The following is a 21,317-nucleotide window of genomic DNA, read 5'->3' as shown; positions in this document are numbered from 1 at the left end:
GGATGCCCCTGCATCCGCCCACTCGACGGAGACCGCCCGTGCCTGAGACCACAACGCAGACGCATCGCGTCAGCGACGAGCTGCAGCTCGCCTGGGCCGGGGTGACCGATCGCGGTCGTCGCCGTGAGAACAACCAGGACTCGTTCCTGGCGAGGTTCCCGCTCTTCGTGGTGGCGGACGGCATGGGCGGGCATGCGGGTGGCGAGATCGCCAGCCAGAGCACGGTCGCCCGCCTCGACGAGATGGTCGGTGACGGCGAGGTGTCGGATGCCGCCATCCAGACCGCACTGCACCACGCGGTCGACGACATCCACCTGCACCCGGAGACGACGGACGAGGGCACCGGGACCACGCTCACCGGTGCATTTCTGGACCACGCCGAGGACGGCACCCCGCAGTGGACCGTGCTGAACATCGGCGACTCGCGCGTCTACCTCAAGCGCGATGACCGGCTCGTGCAGGTCACGACCGACCACTCCGTGGTGCAGGAGCTCATCGCCTCGGGCAAGATCAGCCCGGAGGAGGCCGACGGCCACCCGTACAGCAACGTGATCACGCGCGCCGTCGGCGCCAGTGAGCTCGTGCCGCCGGACTACGTGACGGTCGACCTGCGCGACGAGGACCGGCTCGTCATCTGCTCCGACGGGCTCACCAAAGAGCTCACGGACTACGGCATCCTGCATTTCCTGCGCGAGCACGAGGACCCGGCCGAGGCGGCGGAAGCCATGCTCGACGCGGCTCTGGAGAACGGCGGGCGCGACAACGTCACGCTGATCGTCGTGCGCGTGCTGATGCCGGACTCTCCCTCCACAGACGCCGATCCGGAGGAATGACCGGTCCGGCCTGTGGACAGGCCGGTTCCCGTGCTGATCGTGCGGTGCAATGGTGCGCATGGACGCCACCACGATCGTGCTTCCCGCTGTTCCCGCCGAGCCGAGACGCCCGTCGCTGCCTCTGATGGCCGCGGTCGTGCCCGTCGTCGCGGGTGTCGTCCTCTGGCTGGTCACGGGGTCCCTGTTCGCGCTGTGCTTCGCCGCGCTCGGCCCGCTGATGCTGGTCGCGTCGTTCCTCGACGGGCTGCGCACCAGGGGCAGGGATCGCCGACGCGCGCAGCAGGAGGCGGATGCCGGCTGGCAGCGCGCCGAGGCGGAGCTGGAGCGCCTGCACGTACAGGAGCACGCCGCCGCCTGGCGCCGCGAACCGGGCGTCGCGGAGTGCGTGGCCGAGCCGCCGCTGCGAGGGCATGAGCCGCCTGATCGAGCCACTCCGGTGGTGCTGGGCCGTGGAACCCGGACCAGCCGCGTCCAGGTGAGGGGCGGGGAGGACGAGCTCTCGCGGGCCTTCCGCGTTCGCGCGCAGACGCTGCATGACGCGCCCGCGTCGGTCCCACTCGGCGGCGGGATCTGCGTCCGCGCCGCAGAACCCGTGGCCCGGGCCGTCGCCCGCGCGCTCGTGATCCAGCTGTGCCTGCGGTTCGGCCCGGGCCAGCTGGGTGTGATCGGCGACCTCGCACCGGCCTGGGCACTGGATGCGCTCCCGCACCTGGGCCGCCGTCGCGCGGCGTTCCGGCTCGGGCTCGATGCCGGGGTGGAGGGTGCGGATGCCGTCGTGTGCATCCGCCGGCCGGGGGAGGAGGCCCCAGAGGGCGTGACCACCGTGCTCGACTGCACCGTGCCGGACGAGACGCGTGTGCGCACACCCGACGGTGAGGAGTCCGTCGCGGTCGAGGCCCTGTCCGCGCAGCAGGCGCGGGCGATCGCCGCAGAGCTCGCCGGGCGGACGGATGCCGAGGAGACCTTCCCCGATCGCATCGGTCTGGACGAACTCGCACCGGTGGGCCCTGCCGGCCTCACCGCCGCACTCGGGAGGGGCGAGCGAGGAGATGTGGTCGTGGACCTCGTCGAGGACGGCCCGCATGCCATCGTCACCGGTATGACGGGGACCGGGAAGAGCGAGCTGCTGATCACCTGGATCACGGGCCTCGCTGCAGCGCACCCGCCGGAGCAGCTCGCCTTCGTGCTCGTCGACTTCAAGGGCGGCACGGCGTTCGATCCGCTGCGCCGCCTGCCCCACGTGGTCGCGGTCGTCACCGATCTGGACGCCGAGGGAGCGCAGCGCGGCGTGGGGAGCCTGAGCGCCGAGCTGCGGCGGCGAGAGGCCGCGCTGTCGCGGGCCGGCGTGCGCGACGTCACTGACTGTCCCGAGCTGGCGCGGCTCGTGATCGTCGTGGACGAGTTCGCCGCGCTTCTTCAGGAGCACCCCGACCTGGGCCAGATCTTCACCGACGTCGCGGCGCGCGGTCGCGCCCTCGGCATGCATCTCATCCTCGGCACGCAGCGCGCGAGTGGGGTCATCCGCGACGCGTTGGCCGCGAACTGCCCGCTGCGCGTCAGCCTGCGGGTCGCCGAGGCGGCCGACAGCCGTTTCGTGATCGGCTCGGATGCGGCATCCGATCTGCCCGGCGGAGCGGACTCGCGCGGCCTGGCCTTCGTGCGGCGTCCCCGAGACACGGCGGCACTGCCGGCCCGCATCGCCCTCACTGCCGAGGCCGCTCTCGCCGGCGTCGACCGCCGGTGGGCGGGACACGAATCGCAGAGAAGCCCATGGCTGCCTCCGCTGCCGGCTCGGATCCCGCTGCCGAGCGGCGTGCGCGACGACGGCGGCGCGGTGCTCGGCCGGGCGGACGAGCCCGAGCGGCAGAGGCAGCCGTGGGTGGCGCTGGGGCCGTCGGACGGGCTTGCGCTGATCGGCGGGCCCGGCTCGGGCAAGAGCTCTGCCATCGAGATGCTGGCCGCACAGCTCCCGGATGCGATCGTGATCCCCGCGGATCCCGAGGCCGCCTGGGACGTCGTCGCGGAACTCAGCGCGGGAACCGATCGACCCGTGCTCTGCGACGACCTGGACGTGCTGATCGGTCAGTATCCGCCCGATTACGCGCAGCTCTTCCTGAGCCGCTGGGAGCTGATCGTGCGCGCCCCCACGACGATCGTGGTCACGCTGTCCCGGGTGTCAGGGCCGGTCGGCCGGCTGATCGACGCCCTCCCGCGGCGCGGCCTGCTCAGACTGACGAGCAGGGTCGAGCACATCGCGGCCGGGGGAGAGCCGGCGGCGTTCGAACGCGACCGTCCGGTCGGGCGCGCGTGGCTGGACGGGCGGGAGGTGCAGCTGTGCGTGCCCGGCTCCTCCGATCGCGCCATGTCCTCGGCTCGCGTCTCTCCGGCAACCGATGCGGTGTGGGCGCCGTCCGAGCACCGGGTGGGGATCATCACTCAGGCGGTCAGAGCCACCTGCGCTGTGCTGCGCACCGCGCATCCCGGCCATCGCATCGTGCCTCTCGCTGAGGCGCTCGGCGCTCACCTGGACGCGCCCGTGATCATCGTCGGTGATCCCGAGGACTGGCGAGCCCAGTGGACGCTCCTGCAGGGCATCCGATCCTCCGGAGAACTCGTCGTCGCCGCGGAGTGCGCCACCGAGCTCCGGCAGCTCACGGGCGTGCGGGAACTGCCGCCGTATGCGCGAGCCCACGCCGATCGGGCCTGGAGCGTGCAGGGCGGACGGATGCCGCGACGCGTCGTGCTCGGGTGAGCGCGCTCACCCGCGTGAGGGGAGCACCCCTCGGCCCGCGGCGGAGCTCAGAGCTCAGAGGCCGGGGGCGACCCGGACGGCTCCGACGGGCTGCCCGCCGCCGAGCACCGACAGCGGCAGTGCCGCAGTCAGCGTCGCCACATCGGCATCCGTCAGGGCCCCCGCGCGGGCGAGCAGTGTCGCGGCGACGATCGTCGCGGCGCGGCCGTTGCCGTCGAGCATCTTGAGCGCCACGGTCGCGCCGTTCGGGGCGACCATGACCATGACGCCCTCGGCACCGCCCTTCGCGAAAACGCCGAGCGTCTCGATCGCGATCGTGTCCGGCTCACCGGGACCGGCGATCGTCCACGGGTTCTCGCGCACGGCGCGCACCAGGGCTCCGGCCACGCGATGCAGCGCGAACGGGGAGCGCTCCGACGCGGAGCCGATCCGGTGGATGCCGCGGGCGAGCCCGGTCAGCGTGATCGCATGCACCGGCGCACCGCAGCCGTCGACCGACGTGTGCGCGATCTTCTCACCGGTGAGCCGTTCGACGACTTCGCGGATGTGCACCTGCAGCGGATGCGCGGGATCCAGGTACCCCGCGGTGGGCCACCCGGTTGCCACGCAGGCGCGGAGCATGAGCGCGTGCTTGCCGGAGCAGTTCATCCGGATGCGGGACTCCGCGGCGTGATCGCTGATCATCTCCCGCCGGGTGGCGGCATCCGAGGGCCAGGCGGGAGGGCAGCCCAGATCGTCCTCGGTCAGACCACCGGCGGCGAGGATCTCGCGCACGACCTCGGCGTGTCGATCGGTCCCGGAATGACTGGCCGTACCTACCGCGAGCTGCTCGCCCTCCAGCGCGGCGCCGGCGGTGAGGCTGGCGACCGCCTGCAGCGGCTTGAGGCTCGAGCGGGGGAGGATCAGGGCATCCGCGTTGCCGTGCTGGGCGACGATGTCGCCTTCCGGTGACAGCACGACCGCGGCGCCCGCGTGGCGGGACTCCACGAAGCCGCTGCGCTCCACGACGGCGAGTTCGACAGCATCACGGACGGTAAGGGTCTCCAGCACCAGACCAGCCTAATGCGCCGCATCGCCCCTTCCTGCAGACGGCCTGGCCTCCTCTGTCGTGCGACCGTCCCGCCGCTCCCGGAAGGTGAAAGACTGGCGGCATGGCACAGCATCCGCTCGGCGAGCACCGCTACGCACTCACCGCCACCTGGACCGGCGACCGCGGGAGCGGCACGAGCGGCTACCGGGACTACGCGCGCGACGTGACGATCTCGATCGACGGCAAACCGGACCTGCTCGCCTCCGCCGACCGTCCGTTCCGCGGCGATCCCGGCCGCTGGAATCCCGAGGACATGCTGATCGCGGCGCTCGCCGAGTGCCATCTGCTGTCGTACCTGCACGCCTGCGTCACGGCGGGGGTCGTCGTCACCTCGTATCGCGATGAGGCGACCGGGGTCATGCGCGAGGACGGCCGCGGCGGGGGAGCATTCGCCGAGGTGGTGCTGCATCCGCAGGTGACGGTCGCGGACGCGTCCATGATCGAGGCCGCCGAGCAGGCTCACCACCAGGCGCACGACTGGTGCTTCATCGCGAACTCGGTGAACTTCCCGGTCCGCCATGAGGCGACGGTGACCGTCGACCCTCTTGCCGGCCCCTGAGACCGTCGAAGGGTCAGCGCCGCTCGTGCGGCAGCGCCTGCTTGATCTTCTCGATCGGGCTCTGCGCCGGCGGCTCGTTGTACACGCCCGCGAGCTCCTGCTCGCTCAGCGCGTGGATGGCGGCCATGATCTCGTCGGTCGCGAGTCGGCGCGCCTTCCCGCTGGTGGCGGGACCGTGCTTGGACACGTCGATGGGCTGGCCGAAGCGCACGGTGATGCGCTCCTTGACCGACGGCATCTTCGCGCCCACGGGCATCACATGATCCGTGCCGATCAGCCCGACCGGCACGACGGGTGCACCGGTCTGCAGAGCGAGGAAGGCGACTCCGGTGCGGCCCTTGTACAGCCGGCCGTCGGTGGACCGCGTCCCCTCAGGGTAGAGCGCCACCGCGAGACCCTGATCGAGCAGCTGACGCTGCTGATCCAGGGCGTCGAGCGCGGCCTGGCCGGCACCGCGGCGCACCGGGATGGCGCCGACGGAAGTGAAGAACTCCCTCGAGAGCGCTCCCTTCACACCGGTGCCCTCGAAGTAGCTCGACTTCGCGAGGAAGTGCACGGGGCGGGGGGCGGCGACGGGGATCGCCATCGAGTCGATGAACGACAGGTGGTTGCTGGCCAGGATCACCGCACCGCGCTTCGGCACGTTCTCGCGCCCTTCGATGTGGGGACGGTACACGATCCGGGCGAGGGGAGTGGCCACCATGCGACCCACCGCGTACTTGAATCCGGCATGTCGGGGGGTGTGCGATTCCGGTTCGTGCTCGGACCCGACCGACTGCTCAGAACTCATCCGTGAAGTTTATCGAGCGCCGCATTCCGGTCACGGAATGTCCTCGACGCGTGTTCGTTCAGCCGCGGCAAAGCCGGATGCGCGAAGATGGACACTTCACATCAGCGATTCCGAGGTCTCATCTTGCGCCTGCGTCCCCTGGCCCTCCTGTCCACCATCGCCGTCTCGGCGCTGCTTCTGGCCGGCTGCGCCGGCAGCGCGTCGCCGAGTCCGACCTCGACGTCCGACGCCACGAGCGGCGACGTCTGCGCGCAGACCGCTGAGCCGGGTGCGATCTCCGACGGCGTCAAGGTCGACGGCCAGTTCGGCACGCCGTCGAAGGCCACCTTCACGCTCAAGCAGGACATCAAGAAACTGCAGCGCACGGTGATCACCAAGGGCGACGGGGCGACCGTGAAGAAGGGCGAGTTCGTCTCCTACGCCCTCAGCGCGTTCAACACGACCACCGGCGAGCACATCGGCGACGCAGGTTACCCGGGCACCGAGCAGATGCTGCCGCAGAACGTGCTCGCGAACCCCACCCTCGCCCAGGTGATCGGCTGCGCCACGGTCGGCTCGCGCCTGGCCGTCGCGTTCCCGACCGGCTCCAACGGCGCCGAGTCCCAGATCTACATCGTCGATGTGCTCGGCACCGTCCCGACGGCGGCGTGGGGCGAAGAGCAGGCGCCCGTCGACGGTATGCCCGAGGTCAAGCTGGCCAAGAACGGCGAGCCCAGCATCTCGATCCCGAAGACCGACGCGCCCACCGAGCTGAAGGTGTCGGTGCTCAAGCAGGGCGACGGCGAGGCGGTCGCCGACGGCGACACCACTCTGCTGCAGTACTACGGCGTCAACTGGGCCGACGGCAAGAGCTTCGACTCCTCGTGGAAGAACGGCGAACCCATCTCCATCCCCGGCAACACCTACGTGCCCGGTTTCGTGCAGGCGCTGGCCGGTCAGAAGGTCGGCTCGCAGGTGCTGGTCGTCATCCCGCCGGCGCTCGGCTACGGCGACAAGGAGCAGGGGTCGATCCCCGCGAACTCGACACTCGTGTTCGTGATCGACATCCTGGCCACGCAGCACGCGCCCGCCGCCAAGTAGGCATTCCCGCCACCGTGAGTGCGCCGGCCCCGCTCCTGCAGGGCCGGCGCACTCTCGCATAGGCTGGCGGCATGCGTCGCATCATCGTCCTCGGCTCCACCGGCTCCATCGGCACGCAGGCCCTGGATGTGATCCGCGCCAATCCCCGCCGTTTCGAACTGGTCGGGATCTCGGCGGGGTCGAACGCGGAGATGATGGCCCGTCAGGCCGCGGAGTTCCGCCTCGAGCACACGGCGCTCGGCGCGGCAGAGTCGGAGCAGCTCGTCCGCGACGTGGAGGCGGATGTCGTGCTCAACGCCATCACAGGCTCCATCGGGCTCGGGCCGACACTGGCCGCGCTGAAGGCCGGGCGGACCCTCGCCCTGGCCAACAAGGAATCACTCATCGTCGGCGGCGCGCTCGTGCGCGCCGCCGCGGAGCGGGACCAGATCGTCCCGGTCGACTCGGAGCACTCGGCGATCGCGCAGGCGCTGCGATCGGGCACCGCCGCGGAGGTGCGGCGGCTGATCGTCACAGCATCCGGCGGGCCCTTCCGAGGCCGCACCAGGGCCGAGCTCGGCGACGTGACGCCCGCGGAGGCCCTGGCGCACCCGACCTGGGACATGGGGCGGATGGTCACGACCAACTCCGCCACCCTCGTCAACAAGGGCCTGGAGGTCATCGAGGCGCACCTGCTCTTCGACGTGCAGTATGACGACATCGAGGTGGTCGTGCACCCGCAGTCGATCGTGCACTCGATGGTCGAGTTCGTCGACGGCTCCACGATCGCTCAGGCGTCGCCCCCGGACATGCGTCTGCCGATCTCGCTGGGGCTGGACTGGCCGAACCGCGTCGGCGGGGTGGGCAAGCCGCTGGACTGGCGGCAGGCGACCAGCTGGACGTTCGAACCCCTCGACGGCGAGGCGTTCCCGTCGGTCGGCCTGGCGAAGTCCGTCGGCCGCGCGGGCGGCACGTTCCCCGCGGTCTACAACGCCGCCAACGAGCAGGCCGTGGACGCCTTCCACGAGGGCCGGTTGCCGTTCCTCGGCATCGTCGACACGATCGAGCGCGTCATCGAGGCGCACGACGCGCCGGACGACCTCACGCTCGAGACGCTGGCCGAGGCCGAGACGTGGGCGCGCGCCAAGGCGGATGCGCTGATCGCCTCCGCCTGAGGCGCGAACCCCCGTCGCGAGGGCTGTCCCCGGTCAGACCCGGTCGTCGTAGGGGACGGGCCAGTGCGAGTCGGGGGCGGGCCAGCCGGCGGCGATGAGCGCGCGCCGGGCGAGTTCGCGTGCCGAGTACGGGGTGCGGACGCCGCGGATGTCGCGGTAGTCCTGGTGGCCGGGACCGGCCCACAGGATCGCGTCGCCTTCGCCGACCATGCCGACGGCCGCCACGATCGCCTTCTCCGGCGGGGAGAACTCGTGGATCTCGGCATCCGGTCGCGCCTTGCGTGCTCCGGCGACGAGGGTCGCGCGGATGGAGTCCGGGTCCTCGAAGCGCGGGTGATGGTCGGTGACGACCAGGATGTCGCTGCCCTCGACGGCCGTGCGGGCCATGTCGTAGCGCTTGGTGGCGTCGCGGTCGCCGTCGGCGCCGAACAGCATCAGCACCTTGCCCGGCGTGACCCGGCGGACCGCGGCGAGGGTCTTCTCGAAGGCGTCCGGGGAGTGGCCGAAGTCGACGTACACGGCGGGGCCGGTCTCGCCGGAGATGAACTGGGTGCGACCGGGGAGGTACGCCAGGATCTGGCCGTCGCGCTCGAACGCCGCGGTGATGCGGTCCCACTCGTATCCGGCCTCGAGCAGCATGACGATCGCGAGTCCGGCGTTGGCGGCCATGTGCTGGCCGATCACCGGCACCATGGTCGTCAGCGTGCGTCCGTCGCGTCCGGTGAGCGTGAACACCGTGCCCGCCTGCCGTTCGTCGTCGATGGTCACGACCCAGTCGGCCGCTGCGGCGGCATCCGGGTCGGCGGCGATCGACGGTGTCCCGACGGTGACGACAGGGATGCTCGCTGCTTCGACGACGCGGGGGCTGTACGCCGAGTCCAGGCTGATCACGCCGCGGCGGGCGCGCTCGGGCGTGAACAGCGGCAGCTTCGCCTGGAAGTACTCCTCCATGTCGGCGTAGTCGTCGAGGTGGTCGTGCGAGAGGTTCGTGAAGCCGGCGACGTCGAACACGATCCCGTCGACGCGGTGGCGGGAGAGGGCCTGCGCACTCACCTCCACGGCGACGGCCTCGACGTTCCGCTCCCGCATCAGCGCCAGGAGGGCGTGCATCTCGGATGCCTCGGGGGTGGTGAGCCGGGAGACGATGACCTCACCGGCGATGTGCCGCTCCGCGGTGGAGGAGAGGCCCGAGACGACGCCCAGCTGGTCGAAGATGCCCTGCAGCAGGTGCGAGACGCTGGTCTTGCCGTTGGTGCCCGTGGTGCCGAACAGCAGCGGCAGCGGGTCCGATGCTCCGGTGCCGTACACCCACGCGCTCAGCTCGCCCAGCACGCCGCGGGGATCGTCGACTATCACGATCGGCAGACCCGCTGATGCCGCGATGTCGGCGCCCGCGGCGTCCGTGATGACCGCGACTGCGCCCTGATCGGCGGCGGTCTGCGCGAACTCGGCACCGTGGCGGTTCACGCCCTGGATGGCGACGAAGGCCTCCCCGGCGCGGAGGTCGGCGGTGGCGAGGGTGATGCCGCTGAGCTGAACGCCCGCGAGATCACCGCGGACCTCCGTTGCGAAGCGGTCTGCGAGCTCGGCCAGCGCGCGACGGGGTGGGTCGGCGGGGCGGAGCACGGGCGGCAGTGAGGGCTGAGTGGTCATAGCGTCTCCATGATCTCACGCACAGCGGAGGGATCCTGCGGATTGGAGGCGCCCGGCGTGCGCCGGACGCCTCCGACAGGGTGCGCTATGCGCGCCGACGGGAGCCGCGGATCGACACCAGGAGCGCCACAACGGCGAGGACCAGTCCGCCGCCGCCCAGGAGCATCGGCAGGATCGCCGCCGGCTGCTCGGAGCTCGACGACGATGCCTCCGGAGCGGCCGTGTGCTGACCGTGCGCGCCCTGCTGACCGTGCGCGCCCTGCTGACCGTGGTCGCCTGAGGCGTCGGCCGCGGTGAGCGCGACGACGGGAGCCGGCGAGTCCAGATCGTGGGCGTTCTCGCCGTCCTTCGCCACCTGGGTCCACTCGTTCGTCCCGGAGACGCAGCGCTGCTCGACGGGGAACACCAGTTCGTCGGCGGCGTTCTTGTCCGTGATCACGGCCAGCTCCACCGAACCGCGCAGATCGACCGGCACGGGCTGCGCGGCGGTGAACGTCACGGCGGTGATCGCCCCGCCCGCATCCTTCTCGACGTCTGCCGCCCAATCGCCGTCGAACGCCGGCCAGGCGCTGCCGATGCCCTTCGGCATCGTGACGCGCAGCGACGTGGTCGGGGACTCGCCGCAGCCGTGGCTGAACGAGAAGGTCAGCGGCGTGACCTGGCCGGCCGGGATCCGGTCCGGTGAGACGCCCACGTGCGCGGAGGCCGCGGTGGGTGCTGCGACGAGGAACAGGGCGAGGGCGGCCGCGGCGATGCCGCCGCGACGGAGGGTATGAGACATGGATTCGTCCTTCATGGATGAGACGCCGCGCACGCGCGCAGCGAGAAGATGCTCCGCGCGGAAGCGCGCGGACGGATGCCGTCGCGAGGCGCGATCGGCGGGACGCGGTCCGGGTGGCCGGACGGCGATGACGGGCTGGACGCCCCGGAGGATCAGCTGAGCGCTGACGCAGGAGGGCCGCGCCGCCAGGCGCAGTCGGCCAGCAGCCGATCGAGGAGGGGAGCCTGGGTGCGCGTGACGGTCGCCGGCGCCGCCACCGGATGCGCCGGAGCGGTCTGCGGGAGGCGCAGCAGGGTGCGCACCCAGCGTGCGATCGTGCGGACCAGCAGTTCGCCGCGCCAGAGCAGCAGCGTGGTGACGAGGGCTGCCAGCAGGTGGGCGAGCAGCATGCCGGGGGACGATGAGAGCAGGTCGGGATGCGTTCCAGGGGCGAGCTCGAGAACGATCGGGCCGTGCTGGTGCCCGCCCACGAGGCCCGTCGGGGCGATGCCGCCGGTCAGCTCGAACAGCGCATGGAAGACGAACTGCGTCGAGAGCACGGCTCCGATGAGCCCCGACAGCCGGATCCGCGTGCCCACCAGGAGAGCGGCCAGCGGCGAGAGGAGCACCGCCACGGTGAGGATCAGCAGCGGGTGCGGTGCGGTGCCGCCGCCGACGGTGTGCGACACCGCGGCGAGGATCGTCGCGACGGAAGAGGCCACTGCGCCGCGGAAGAGGCGCAGCTGGCGGATCGTCACGTCTTCAGCCTAGCCGGATGCATAGCGACGGCACAGCGGATTCCTCGGTGCGGGGCACTAGCGTGGTCGGGTGGAGATCCTGCTGTATCTGGGCGGCATCCTGTTCATGCTCGTCGGTCTCGGCGTGTCGATCGGGCTGCACGAGGTGGGCCATCTGGTGCCCGCGAAGCTGTTCGGCGTGCGCGTGGGCCAGTACATGATCGGCTTCGGGCCGCGGCTGTGGTCCAAGCGGATCGGTGAGACCGAATACGGTTTCAAAGCGCTCCCCGTCGGCGGATTCATCTCGATGTCCGGCATGTACCCGCCCTCGACGAAGACCGGACCGGCGAAGGGCGTGTTCGCCGCCCTGGTTCAGGACGCCCGCACGGCCAACGACGAGACGATCGCCGAGGGCGAGGAGGAGCGCGTCTTCTACCGCCTGCCGGTGTGGAAGCGCGTGATCGTCATGCTCGGCGGGCCCGTCATGAACCTGGTCCTGGCGGTGCTGCTCTTCACGCTCATGGCATCCGGCATCGGCATCCAGCAGGCCAGCACGACGGTCGCCGCGGTCAGCGAGTGCATGATCCCCGCGACGGCGGCGAAGCAGCAGACCTGTGCCGCGGACGACCCCGCCGCGCCCGCCGCGGAGGCCGGGTTCGAGCCCGGTGACCGTCTGGTCAGCATGGACGGCGAACCCGTCGCCACCTTCGCGGCCGCGTCGCAGATCATCCAGGATTCTCCCGGACGCACCCTCGACGTGGTGGTCGAGCGGAATGGCGAGGACGTCACACTGCAGCTGACCCCGGTCGCAGCTCAGCGTCAGCAGACGGATGCCCAGGGCCGGCCCGTCACCGACAAGGGCGGCAAGCCCGTCACCCACAGCGTGGGCTACGCGGGCATCACGGCGCAGCTGGAGTACGCGCACCAGCCGATCTGGACCGGCGCCCAGATGACCTGGCAGCAGGTCGGCGGAGTGACGAACCTGATCATCCAGCTGCCGCAGAAGCTCTGGAACGTCGGCGAGTCGCTGATCACCGGATCGCAGCGCGACCCGAACGGCCCTCTCAGCGTCGTCGGCGTCGGGCGCATCGCCGGTGAGGTGGCGGCGACGAACGCTCCGGTGCTCGACCGCCTCGCGGTGCTGCTGAACCTGCTCGCGGCGCTGAACGTCGCGCTCTTCGTGTTCAACCTCATCCCGCTGCTGCCGCTGGACGGCGGGCACATCGTGGTCGCGCTGTGGGAGGGGATCAAGCGCCTGTGGGCGAAGGTCACCGGACGCCCCGAACCCGCGCCCGTGGATGCGACGCGCCTGGTGCCCGTCACGGTCGTGGTCGCCGTGCTGCTGATCGCGATGGGGGCGCTGCTGATCATCGCCGACATCATCAGGCCGATGAACCTGCTCGGGGGCTGACCGATAGGGTCTCCGTGAGGGGGACTCATGACGGAGGCGGGCGACTTCTTCCTGCTCAGGCAGCAGGGGGCGGCTGAGGGGCAGCGCCAGGAATCGGGAATCCACGTGTTCACCTGGCGCGTGTGGCCGTGGATGTCCTGGCTGCTGCCGGTGCTCTTCGTCGGCCACGGCTTCTTCGGCGGAGGCGGTTGGGAGACGCTGTTCCTGCTCCTGATCTCACCGATCCTCGTGCCTGCGGCGGGCCTTCTGGGCTCGCTGCCACGGTTCGTGTTGCGGCGTGCCGGCTCCACCGCGGTTCCGGCGCCGATCACCTGGGTGCTGTTCGTGCACTGGTGGAGCTGGATCGTCGCGTCCATGTCGATGCGGGGTGCCACCGACGCCGCCCCGACGCCGTCGATGATGCAGGGGCTGGCCGGCGGGCAGCTGAGCAGCGGCTACTCCGACACGCTGTTCATCGGTGGGCTGGTCGTGGTCCTCGTCTCGTGGGTCGCGATCGTGGTGCTCGCGCTCGCGCGCGGCCGGCTGCGGCAGTCCCGTCGCTGGACGGTCATCGCCTGGGTCGCGGCCTTCGCGGCACCGTTGCTGATCGCGGGACTCGTGGTCGGTGGGTGCGCGCTGTCGCAGCAGCAGGCGGATGCCGCGGGTGAGACGCATGCGCACGCGACCGCTCTCCCGCTCGAGGAGCAGACCGCGCGGCTCGAGCAGCGGTATGAGGCGTCGCAGCGGATGCTCGCAGAGGTGCGCGCGCTGATCGCGAAGGACGGCTGGCGGGTGGACGCGAAGGAGATCGACGACCTCCACGGGTGCACCGACACGCTCTGGGACTGCTACCGGTTCCAATTGGGCTTTCGCGCCGAGCCGACGGGGGACTTCGATCTCGAGGAGTCGATGCCCGCGCTGCGCGACCTCGGCTGGCGGGTGTCGCGTGATGCGGGTGCCGTCGGCATCGTCAGGCTGCGCGGAGAGGGACCGCACGGCGAGGTGCTGTCGATCTCTCAGCACACCGATGACGGTGCGGTGGAGGTAAGCCTCTACACCGGATTCTGGTGGGATGAGGCCCATGACGGCGCAGCATCCGCGATCAGCATCGATGGGCTGGTCGACGACGACCGCTTCGCCGCCGACGAATGGCCGTCGCTGGCGGACTGATCGAGGCGTCTGAGCCTGGCGTCTCAGACGAAGGCGTGCGCCGTCAGCCGCTCCAGCGTCGCGATCCCGTCGCGGGACAGGATCGACTCCAGATGCCCCTGGATCGAGGCGAAGCGCTCGCCGCGCAGCGCGTAGACGTCACCGCTCTCCGCATCCGCGGCGACCTCCGCGTCACGGACCCGGGTGGTGCCGGGGGAGACACGAGCGGTGAAGGTGTTGTAGAAGCCCACCGACGCATCCTGCCCGAACACCGGCACGGTCTTCTGCACTCCCTGGTACGGAGAGTCCAGCGGCACCAGGTCGATGCCCAGGCTGTCAGCCAGGATCTGGTGGCTCAGGCACACGGCCAGCAGGGGAGAGCCGGTCGCACGGCGCCGGGCGACGACCTGCTGCATGCGGGCGATGCGCGGCGACGACGGGTCGCGCGGGTCGCCGGGGCCGGGGCCGGACACCACCAGGTCGGCGGCGTCGACCGCCTCGTCGGTCACCTCGGACCACGGCGCGATGGTCACGTCCAGGCCGAGATGGCGCAGCTGGTGCGCGAGCATCGTCGTGAAACGGTCCTCGGCATCCACCACCAGAGCGCTGCGACCGCCGAATCGGCCCGTGGCGGCTGCGTCCTGCGGCTGCATCCAGAAGTCGGCCAGGCGCGTGTTGCGGGATGCCAGGAGCGCCGCGATCTCGGGATCGTCCGCCAGCCGAGCGGGCGCCGGCGCGTCGTCGTCACGCGTCTCCGCGACATGATCGCGCTCGATGGCGCCGATCGCTCCCAGCACGCCGGCAGCCTTGCCGTGCGTCTCGCCCACCTCGCCCAGCGGGTCGGAGTGGCGCACGAGGGTCGCGCCGACGGGGACGCGGAGGTGTCCTCGGTCGAGGTAGGCGGTGCGGATCAGGATCGGCGCGTCCAGGTCGTGGCCGCCGTCGGCGTTCGGGGTGAACAGCGCGGCGACGCCGGAGTAGTAGCCCCGTGGTGCGCGCTCGTGCCGGCGAATGACCGCGCAGGCGTTCTGCATGGGGGAGCCGGTCACCGTCGGGGCGAACATCGTCTCGCGAAGGATGTCGCGCGGGTCCAGGCGGCTGCGTCCGCGCAGCATGTACTCGGTGTGAGTGAGCCGCGACATCTCCTTCAGATGCGGGCCGGTGATGCGGCCGCCGTCGGAGCAGACCTGGCTCATCATCTTGAGTTCCTCGTCGACGACCATGAAGAGCTCCTCGGTCTCCTTGGTCGAGGAGAGGAACTCGGTCAGCGACTCGCGGGTCGCGCCGCCTGCGGGGTGCCGGAACGTCCCCGAGATCGGGTTCATGGTCACGATGCCGTCGCGCGCGACGACGTGCGCCTCAGGGCTCGCACCCACCGCGATCTGTCCTGGGGTGATGACGGCGAAGGTCCAGTACGCGCCCCGCTCGTGCTCGAGCAGCGCGCGGAACCAGGTGAGCGCGGCGATGCGGTCGTCGCACTCGTATCCGGCGCGATAGTCCCTGCGGATGACGAAGTTCGCGCCCTCGCCTCGGCCGATCTCCTCGGCGATGACCTGCTCGACGATGCCCGCGTACTCCTCGTCGGAGATGTCGAAGCCGCCGCCGCGCAGGTCGATCGGCGCGTCGGGCAGCGCGGCGCGCAGCTCCTCGGCATCCAGCCCCTCGCGCTCGGCGACCAGCAGGCACCGCAGGGGGGTGCCGTCGTCCTGCGCCTCGAACCCGCGCTCGCGCACCTGCCGGTAGGGCACCATCGCGAAGACCTCGCGGGGACCGTCCGCGCCCTCCAGGGGGATGTCGGAGAGCGTCTCCACGTCGACGATCTCGCCGGTGAGCAGCTCGACGACGCCGTCACGGGCGATCAGCACGAAGGAGGTCTCGGGGTCGGCGGCGAGAGCACGGATGCGGCGGTTCAGGTCGGTCATCGGGGTCTCCAGGTTCTGGGAATCCGGTGCGGAGAACGAAAAAAGACCGCCCCGGAAGGCGGTCGTGTTCTCGTGGTTCGCGAAACACCGCCTAGAAGGCGGGCCACCAGGTGCGGGTCGCGGACATACCGCGAAAGTATCACATCAGACACGGCCGCCGGTGCGGCGTGACGTCACCAGATGCTGCCGCCGGGGATCGAGTCGTCGGGGTCGAAGGCATGGTCGACGACCAGGCGCACCGCCTGGGCCAGGTCCTGCTCGGACATGCTGGGCGCATCGGCGGGAGCCGTCGCGGTCGACCACGGCACGTGCACGAATCCTGTCGGCACATCGGGGCGGGATGCTCCGAGCGCCGTGTAGAGCACGTGATTGCACACGTACGAGCCCGCCGACAGCGATGCGCGCGCTGGGATGCCCTCCTCCTCGAGCACGCTGACGATGCGCTTCACCGGCAGTGTGGCGAAGCGCGCGGCGGGTCCGCCCGGCTCGCTGGGCACGTCGATCGGCTGAGCACCGTCGTTGTCGGGGATGCGCGCGTCCATGAGGTTCACGCCGATGCGCTCCACCGCCACCCGATCGCTGCCGCCCGCCAGGCCCGTGGCGATCACCGCATCCGGATCGTGCTCGGCGATCAGGGCGTGCAGGTGGGCTGCCGCGCCCGCGAACGAGACCGGCAGGGTGGCCGCGATCAGGCGGTGGGGTCCGTCGTAACCGGCGGCGACGGCCGCGACGGCGTCTCCCGAGGGATTGCGCTCCGCACCGTCGAAGGGCGCGAAGCCGGTCAGCAGGATCGTCGACATGGGCTCAGCCTACGAGCATCCAGCCCGCATGCACTCAGCGACGGTAGCCTTGAGGAGTGCCAGCAGTGAACCTTGGGATGCCGCGCATCCCCGAAGTCCTCGCGCCCCGCCGCAAGTCCCGTCAGATCCGGGTCGGCAAGGTGCTCGTCGGCGGCGACGCCCCCGTGAGCGTGCAGTCGATGACCACCACGAAGACCACCGACATCAACGGCACTCTTCAGCAGATCGCCGAGCTCACGGCCTCCGGCTGCGAGATCGTGCGTGTCGCGGTGCCCTCCCAGGACGACGCGGATGTGCTGCACATCATCGCGGCGAAGAGTCAGATCCCGGTGATCGCCGACATCCACTTCCAGCCCAAGTACGTGTTCCAGGCGATCGACGCCGGATGCGCGGGCGTGCGGGTCAACCCCGGCAACATCCGCAAGTTCGACGACCAGGTCGGCGCGATCGCGAAGGCCGCTCAGGCCGCGGGCGTGTCGCTGCGCATCGGCGTCAACGCCGGGTCGCTGGATCGCCGGCTGCTGGAGAAGTACGGCAAGGCCACACCGGAGGCGCTCGTGGAGAGCGCCGTCTGGGAGGCGTCGCTGTTCGAGGAGCACGACTTCCACGACTTCAAGATCTCCGTGAAGCACAACGACCCCGTCGTGATGGTCAAGGCGTACCGCCAGCTCGCGGAGCGAGGCGACTGGCCGCTGCACCTCGGCGTGACCGAGGCGGGTCCGGCGTTCCAGGGCACGATCAAGAGCGCCACGGCGTTCGGCATCCTGCTCGGCGAAGGGATCGGCGACACCATCCGCGTCTCGCTGTCCGCACCGCCCGCCGAGGAGGTCAAGGTCGGCCACCAGATCCTGCAGTCGCTGAACCTGCGCGAGCGCAAGCTCGAGATCGTCTCCTGCCCGTCCTGCGGCCGTGCGCAGGTGGACGTGTACACACTCGCCGAGAACGTCACCGAGGGTCTGAAGGACATGACCGTGCCGCTGCGCGTCGCCGTCATGGGCTGCGTCGTGAACGGACCGGGTGAGGCCCGTGAGGCCGACCTCGGTGTCGCCTCCGGCAACGGCAAGGGCCAGATCTTCGTCAAGGGCGAGGTCATCAAGACCGTCCCCGAGTCGGAGATCGTCGCGACCCTGATTGAGGAGGCGAACCGCATCGCCGCCGAAATGGGTCCGGATGCCGCGGTCGGCACCGCCCAGGTCATCACCGCCTGACGGATCCCAGGGGTCAGGGGCTGGTATCGGAGGCAGGCGCGAGTTACGCTCGGCGTCCGGATGCCGGGTTCGACCCGGCTCGAACTGAGGAGACGCCGATGCCCGCTGCAGAGCTGCCCGCGCCCGCCCAGGCCATGGTCGATGCGATCAACGCCGCCGACACCGAGGCGTTCGTCGCGGCCTTCGCGCCCGACGGCTTCGTCGACGACTGGGGAACCGTGAAGTCCGGACCGGAGGGGATCCGCTCCTGGGCGGAGAGCGATGCGATCGGCGCGGGCGCCCGGATGACGGTGCTCTCGGCCGAGACGGCCGGCGACACGACCAGCATCCGCTTCGGCTGGCGCAGCAACGTCTTCAACGGTGAGTCGACGGGCGTGTTCGTCGTGCGCGGCGACAGGCTCGCGAGCTTCACGATCCCGCCGAACCACTGAGGCCTCCGCGGGTTCCGTGGGTCCCCGTGGCGTCGTGCGTCGGGGCTGAGGTCGCGTAGCGTGGGAGCATGCAGTCCACGCGCGTGACGTTTCCCGACGGCTCTCTGACCGGTGAGGGCGATGTGCTGATCGTCGATCGCGAGCGGGCGGTGGTCGTGGTCGACGCGACGCCGTTCCACCCGGTCGATCACACCTGGCCCGATCAGCCGGGCGACAGCGGGACGATCACCGTCTCCGACGTGGTGCTCGACGTCTCCGAGGCGGTGATGGCGGCAGTCAGCGATGAGGGCGAGCTGGCGGTCGGCACCGACATCCCGGTCAAGCGAGGCGCCGACGGATGGACGTGGCTCGTCGGTCATCGCGTGGACGGAGAGATCCCGGCATCCGTCGTCGCAGGGGCATCCGCGCGTCTGGAAGTGGATGCCGCACGCCGGGCCGGGCTGAGCCGCGGTCACACCGCGTGCCATCTCGCTTCGCTGGCGCTGGATGCCGCGCTCACCGACCTCTGGCGCAAGGAGATCGGCGTCGACCCGCTCGGGCATCCCGACTTCGAGGGGCGGGCGAACCAGACCAGCTTCATCCACCCGGACGGCAGCGTCGACGAGTACCGGCTCGGCAAAAGTCTGCGCAAGGCCGGGTTCGACTCCGAGGGCTTCGCGGCCTCGCTCGCCCAGCGCGAGCACCGGATCAACGAGCTGCTGGCCGGCTGGATCGCGTCGGGTGGCGAGAGCCGTATCGATGTGGAGGGCCCGGGCATCTCGGACCGGCGCACCTGGCGCTGCGTGCTCCCCGAGGGCGAGGTCGGCTTCCTCTGCGGCGGCACGCATGTGCACTCGCTGGCGGAGTTCGCGTCCATGAGCGTCGCCCTCGATCTCAGCGACCCGCAGCTGCTGGTGATGACGACGACGGCGGTCCCGGCCTGAGCCGCTGAGGCCTCAGGCGAGCCCGTTCTCGTCGATCCAGGTGTGCCACGGCGTGACCTCGTCGATGTACGCGATCGCGTCGAAGGCCTCGCGTATCGGCAAGGGCTGCAGCACGTCGCCGTTGCGCAGACCCACGGTGCGATCCAGGGCGGACGCGGCCTCCGGCGGAGCCGTGCGGAGGTCGATGAGAAGGTCGCCGATGCCTGCGGCGGAGAACGCAGCATCCGCGCTCGCCGGGTCGGGTGCTCCGAGCGGCTGGACGAACGGATGCGAGTGGCCCGGGACGTCGTCGGGACGAGGTCGGTGCAACCACGCGTCGCCGTGGCCGAAGGCGGTGCCAATGGCCACGTAGTCGGTGCCCAGATGATCCGCGAGATGGCCACCGAGCGTCGTCATCGGCTCGGGGACGAACGGGGGAGCGCTGAACGGCGTGCGCTGCACGTGACCGTTCGCCGCGGCGACCAGCACGCGCGGTTCGCGTTCGAGGACCCACTCGACGGAGTCCGCCATCCAGACGTCCCGTATGTTGGCGGCGGGCCAGGTGCGTGACGGCGCCGACACCATCGCGTGAAGGAACGCGTCTCCCGCCTGGGCGCTCTCGGCGGCGCGGATGCCGAACCGCACCCGCTCCTCGGCCGCGTTCGCTCCGCCGAGGCTCGCGATCATGTCCGGCCGGCGGGCGCGCATCCTCGCGACCAGGTCGGTCAGCGCGACGGTGATCTCGTGCTGGACGGCGGCATCCAGGGCGAGGTAGGACTGGATGGCCGGCGCGGCCTGAGCCAGGCCGGTGCGGTCCGCCGGGAGGTAGGAGAACAGGGGGAGCAGCGTCGAGCGGAGGTGCGCTGCGTAGTGCGGGTCCGCGTCGTCCAGGAGGGCGATCGCGGCCTGGGCGGCGGGGAGGACCGACGCCGAGGAGTCCGGGATGTCCATGCCGGCGAAGCGCACGGGGACGGTCCCGCGCACATGCTGCTCGCGCATCCAGGTGACCTGGTCGAGCATCTCCTGGCAGGCGCCGAAGCGGTAGCCGATGCCGTCGGCCAGCACGTCGCGGAGTCGCCCCTCGCCCGTGCGGATCCAGCGGTCTACGAGTGCGCCCTCGGGCATCCCGCTCTCCATGACCAGCGCGGTGAAGCCCGCACGACGCGCGAGGAAGCGGAAGACGCGGTGGCGCACCTGCAGGAACTCGTGCATGCGGTGCATGGACTCGCCGATCGCGACGACACGTGCATCGCCGATGATGTCGAGGAGCGGCTCGAGGTCGTCGTCGTCCTGCTCATCGGGGTCGACGGTGCGCAGGCGATGCGCCGAGGAGCGCAGCCAGTGTTCGAACGAGCTCATCCCGTCACCCCGGTGGTGTGGAATCGCACGACCTCGACAGTGTCGGCATCGGTGATTGCCGGGTAGTGCTCGCGCAGGCCGGCTCTGAGCTCATCGGCGCGCTCGCAGCCCTCCGATCGGGCGTCGTCGTCGCTGATCTCGTCGAATCGTTTGGAGACGACCGAGTCGATCCACCCGGGAAGCCGGCGGTACTCGTCGTCGAACTCGAAGAGCAACCACGCGGGTCCTGGCGCGCAGGGGTCGTTCAGGCGGGTCGTGGCGGTCTTGACCCCGTCCCGCACGGCCTCGAAGTAACGGGCGCTGAAGCGGACGAACCGCTCCGGCTGGGCATCCGGATGCCGGTAGGAATGGGGCAGGAGGCTGCGGACGTTCACCAGGCGCAGCTCGTCGCCGTCCCGGACGATCACGTCGCAGTCCGGATGCTGATCGAGCAGCACCTGGCGACACCGCCCGCACGGAGCGACGACGTCGCGATCCCCGTCACCGACGGCCACGATCGTGACCAGAGGGCCGGATGCTGCGGCTGCGGCGACACCGAGGACGACGAGCTCCGCGCACGGCCCGCCGGTGAAGTGGTAGTCGTTCACCGCGGTGTGGATGCGCCCCGTCGTGTCCATGGCGGCTGCGGCGACCGTGTGGTTCGGGTCGCCGTGCAGAGCGCGGACCTGCTTGCGCGCGGCGTCGAGCACGCGCATCTCGGGTGGGTAGAGCATGGTTCAGTCTCGCACTCGGTCCGCTGCGTCATGGC

General features: G+C 70.8%; 19 protein-coding genes. 10 read left to right on the top strand and 9 right to left on the bottom strand.

The genetic code is table 11. From position 1 onward, the window contains the following. The first annotated feature begins 38 nt into the window (after nucleotides 1-38). A complete protein-coding gene (locus MIAR_RS06915) occupies nucleotides 39-833 on the top strand; it encodes a PP2C family protein-serine/threonine phosphatase (RefSeq protein ID WP_285633289.1) in 795 nt (264 codons plus the stop codon). A 58-nt stretch (nucleotides 834-891) separates the two neighbouring features. Next, nucleotides 892-3,585 (top strand): FtsK/SpoIIIE domain-containing protein, encoded by a 2,694-nt coding sequence (locus MIAR_RS06910; RefSeq protein ID WP_285633286.1) that lies wholly within the window; start codon nucleotides 892-894, stop codon nucleotides 3,583-3,585. A 54-nt stretch (nucleotides 3,586-3,639) separates the two neighbouring features. On the opposite strand, the gene MIAR_RS06905 is transcribed toward MIAR_RS06910, so the two are convergent. Beyond that, a complete protein-coding gene (locus tag MIAR_RS06905) occupies nucleotides 3,640-4,635 on the bottom strand; it encodes an asparaginase (RefSeq protein ID WP_285633283.1) in 996 nt (331 codons plus the stop codon). A 101-nt stretch (nucleotides 4,636-4,736) separates the two neighbouring features. Between MIAR_RS06905 and MIAR_RS06900 the strand changes: the two genes are divergently transcribed. Further along, nucleotides 4,737-5,234, top strand: a complete 498-nt coding sequence (locus MIAR_RS06900) for an OsmC family protein (protein WP_285633280.1) — start codon at nucleotides 4,737-4,739, stop codon at nucleotides 5,232-5,234. Nucleotides 5,235-5,247: 13 nt separating this feature from the next. Here MIAR_RS06900 and MIAR_RS06895 read toward each other — a convergent pair whose 3' ends face one another. After that, nucleotides 5,248-6,024, bottom strand: coding sequence for a lysophospholipid acyltransferase family protein (locus MIAR_RS06895; RefSeq protein WP_425561556.1), 777 nt, complete (start codon nucleotides 6,022-6,024; stop codon nucleotides 5,248-5,250). 123 nt (nucleotides 6,025-6,147) lie between these two features. Here MIAR_RS06895 and MIAR_RS06890 point away from each other — a divergent pair, with 123 nt between their 5' ends. Next, a complete protein-coding gene (locus tag MIAR_RS06890; protein WP_285633277.1) occupies nucleotides 6,148-7,104 on the top strand; it encodes an FKBP-type peptidyl-prolyl cis-trans isomerase in 957 nt (318 codons plus the stop codon). Between the two features lie 71 nt (nucleotides 7,105-7,175). After that, a complete protein-coding gene (dxr, locus tag MIAR_RS06885) occupies nucleotides 7,176-8,258 on the top strand; it encodes a 1-deoxy-D-xylulose-5-phosphate reductoisomerase (protein ID WP_285633274.1) in 1,083 nt (360 codons plus the stop codon). A 33-nt stretch (nucleotides 8,259-8,291) separates the two neighbouring features. Here the strand turns inward: dxr and MIAR_RS06880 are convergent, their stop codons facing one another. The 3 genes from MIAR_RS06880 to MIAR_RS06870 form a co-directional block, all read right to left on the bottom strand. Further along, nucleotides 8,292-9,911: a Mur ligase family protein gene (locus MIAR_RS06880; protein WP_285633271.1), complete on the bottom strand. Its 1,620-nt coding sequence runs from the start codon at nucleotides 9,909-9,911 to the stop codon at nucleotides 8,292-8,294. 85 nt (nucleotides 9,912-9,996) lie between these two features. Continuing rightward, nucleotides 9,997-10,692 (bottom strand): DUF1775 domain-containing protein, encoded by a 696-nt coding sequence (locus MIAR_RS06875; protein WP_285633268.1) that lies wholly within the window; start codon nucleotides 10,690-10,692, stop codon nucleotides 9,997-9,999. Nucleotides 10,693-10,844: 152 nt separating this feature from the next. Next, nucleotides 10,845-11,429, bottom strand: coding sequence for a hypothetical protein (locus MIAR_RS06870; RefSeq protein ID WP_285633265.1), 585 nt, complete (start codon nucleotides 11,427-11,429; stop codon nucleotides 10,845-10,847). 70 nt (nucleotides 11,430-11,499) lie between these two features. Between MIAR_RS06870 and MIAR_RS06865 the strand changes: the two genes are divergently transcribed. Together MIAR_RS06865 and MIAR_RS06860 are read left to right on the top strand one after the other, a co-directional pair. Further along, on the top strand, nucleotides 11,500-12,819 hold the full coding sequence (locus tag MIAR_RS06865) for a M50 family metallopeptidase (RefSeq protein WP_285633262.1): 1,320 nt from the start codon (nucleotides 11,500-11,502) through the stop codon (nucleotides 12,817-12,819). A 27-nt stretch (nucleotides 12,820-12,846) separates the two neighbouring features. Beyond that, nucleotides 12,847-13,968 carry a hypothetical protein gene (locus MIAR_RS06860; RefSeq protein WP_285633259.1) on the top strand — a complete coding sequence of 374 codons (1,122 nt, stop codon included), beginning with the start codon at nucleotides 12,847-12,849 and terminating at the stop codon, nucleotides 13,966-13,968. 23 nt (nucleotides 13,969-13,991) lie between these two features. On the opposite strand, the gene MIAR_RS06855 is transcribed toward MIAR_RS06860, so the two are convergent. Together MIAR_RS06855 and MIAR_RS06850 are read right to left on the bottom strand one after the other, a co-directional pair. Continuing rightward, complete coding sequence (locus MIAR_RS06855; RefSeq protein ID WP_285633257.1) at nucleotides 13,992-15,869, bottom strand: chorismate-binding protein; 1,878 nt, start codon at nucleotides 15,867-15,869, stop codon at nucleotides 13,992-13,994. Nucleotides 15,870-16,042: 173 nt separating this feature from the next. Beyond that, complete coding sequence (locus MIAR_RS06850; protein WP_285633255.1) at nucleotides 16,043-16,669, bottom strand: pyroglutamyl-peptidase I; 627 nt, start codon at nucleotides 16,667-16,669, stop codon at nucleotides 16,043-16,045. Nucleotides 16,670-16,725: 56 nt separating this feature from the next. Between MIAR_RS06850 and ispG the strand changes: the two genes are divergently transcribed. The 3 genes from ispG (at nucleotide 16,726) to MIAR_RS06835 (ending at nucleotide 19,231) form a co-directional block, all read left to right on the top strand. Next, on the top strand, nucleotides 16,726-17,877 hold the full coding sequence (gene ispG / locus MIAR_RS06845; RefSeq protein WP_285633253.1) for a flavodoxin-dependent (E)-4-hydroxy-3-methylbut-2-enyl-diphosphate synthase: 1,152 nt from the start codon (nucleotides 16,726-16,728) through the stop codon (nucleotides 17,875-17,877). 98 nt (nucleotides 17,878-17,975) lie between these two features. Further along, nucleotides 17,976-18,308: a nuclear transport factor 2 family protein gene (locus MIAR_RS06840; RefSeq protein WP_285633251.1), complete on the top strand. Its 333-nt coding sequence runs from the start codon at nucleotides 17,976-17,978 to the stop codon at nucleotides 18,306-18,308. Between the two features lie 68 nt (nucleotides 18,309-18,376). After that, a complete protein-coding gene (locus MIAR_RS06835; protein ID WP_285633249.1) occupies nucleotides 18,377-19,231 on the top strand; it encodes an alanyl-tRNA editing protein in 855 nt (284 codons plus the stop codon). Between the two features lie 12 nt (nucleotides 19,232-19,243). Here the strand turns inward: MIAR_RS06835 and MIAR_RS06830 are convergent, their stop codons facing one another. Further along, nucleotides 19,244-20,569, bottom strand: a complete 1,326-nt coding sequence (locus tag MIAR_RS06830; protein ID WP_285633247.1) for an erythromycin esterase family protein — start codon at nucleotides 20,567-20,569, stop codon at nucleotides 19,244-19,246. Next, nucleotides 20,566-21,282, bottom strand: a complete 717-nt coding sequence (locus MIAR_RS06825) for an ASCH domain-containing protein (RefSeq protein WP_285633244.1) — start codon at nucleotides 21,280-21,282, stop codon at nucleotides 20,566-20,568. Before MIAR_RS06825 ends, MIAR_RS06830 begins: the two co-directional genes overlap by 4 nt. Nucleotides 21,283-21,317 lie beyond the last annotated feature (35 nt).

It is taken from the genome of Microbacterium arabinogalactanolyticum, from assembly GCF_030268005.1.
Lineage (GTDB): Bacteria > Actinomycetota > Actinomycetes > Actinomycetales > Microbacteriaceae > Microbacterium > Microbacterium arabinogalactanolyticum.
The sequence above is the reverse complement of the archived record's forward strand: the minus strand, read 5'-3'. Positions and strand labels throughout refer to the sequence as shown.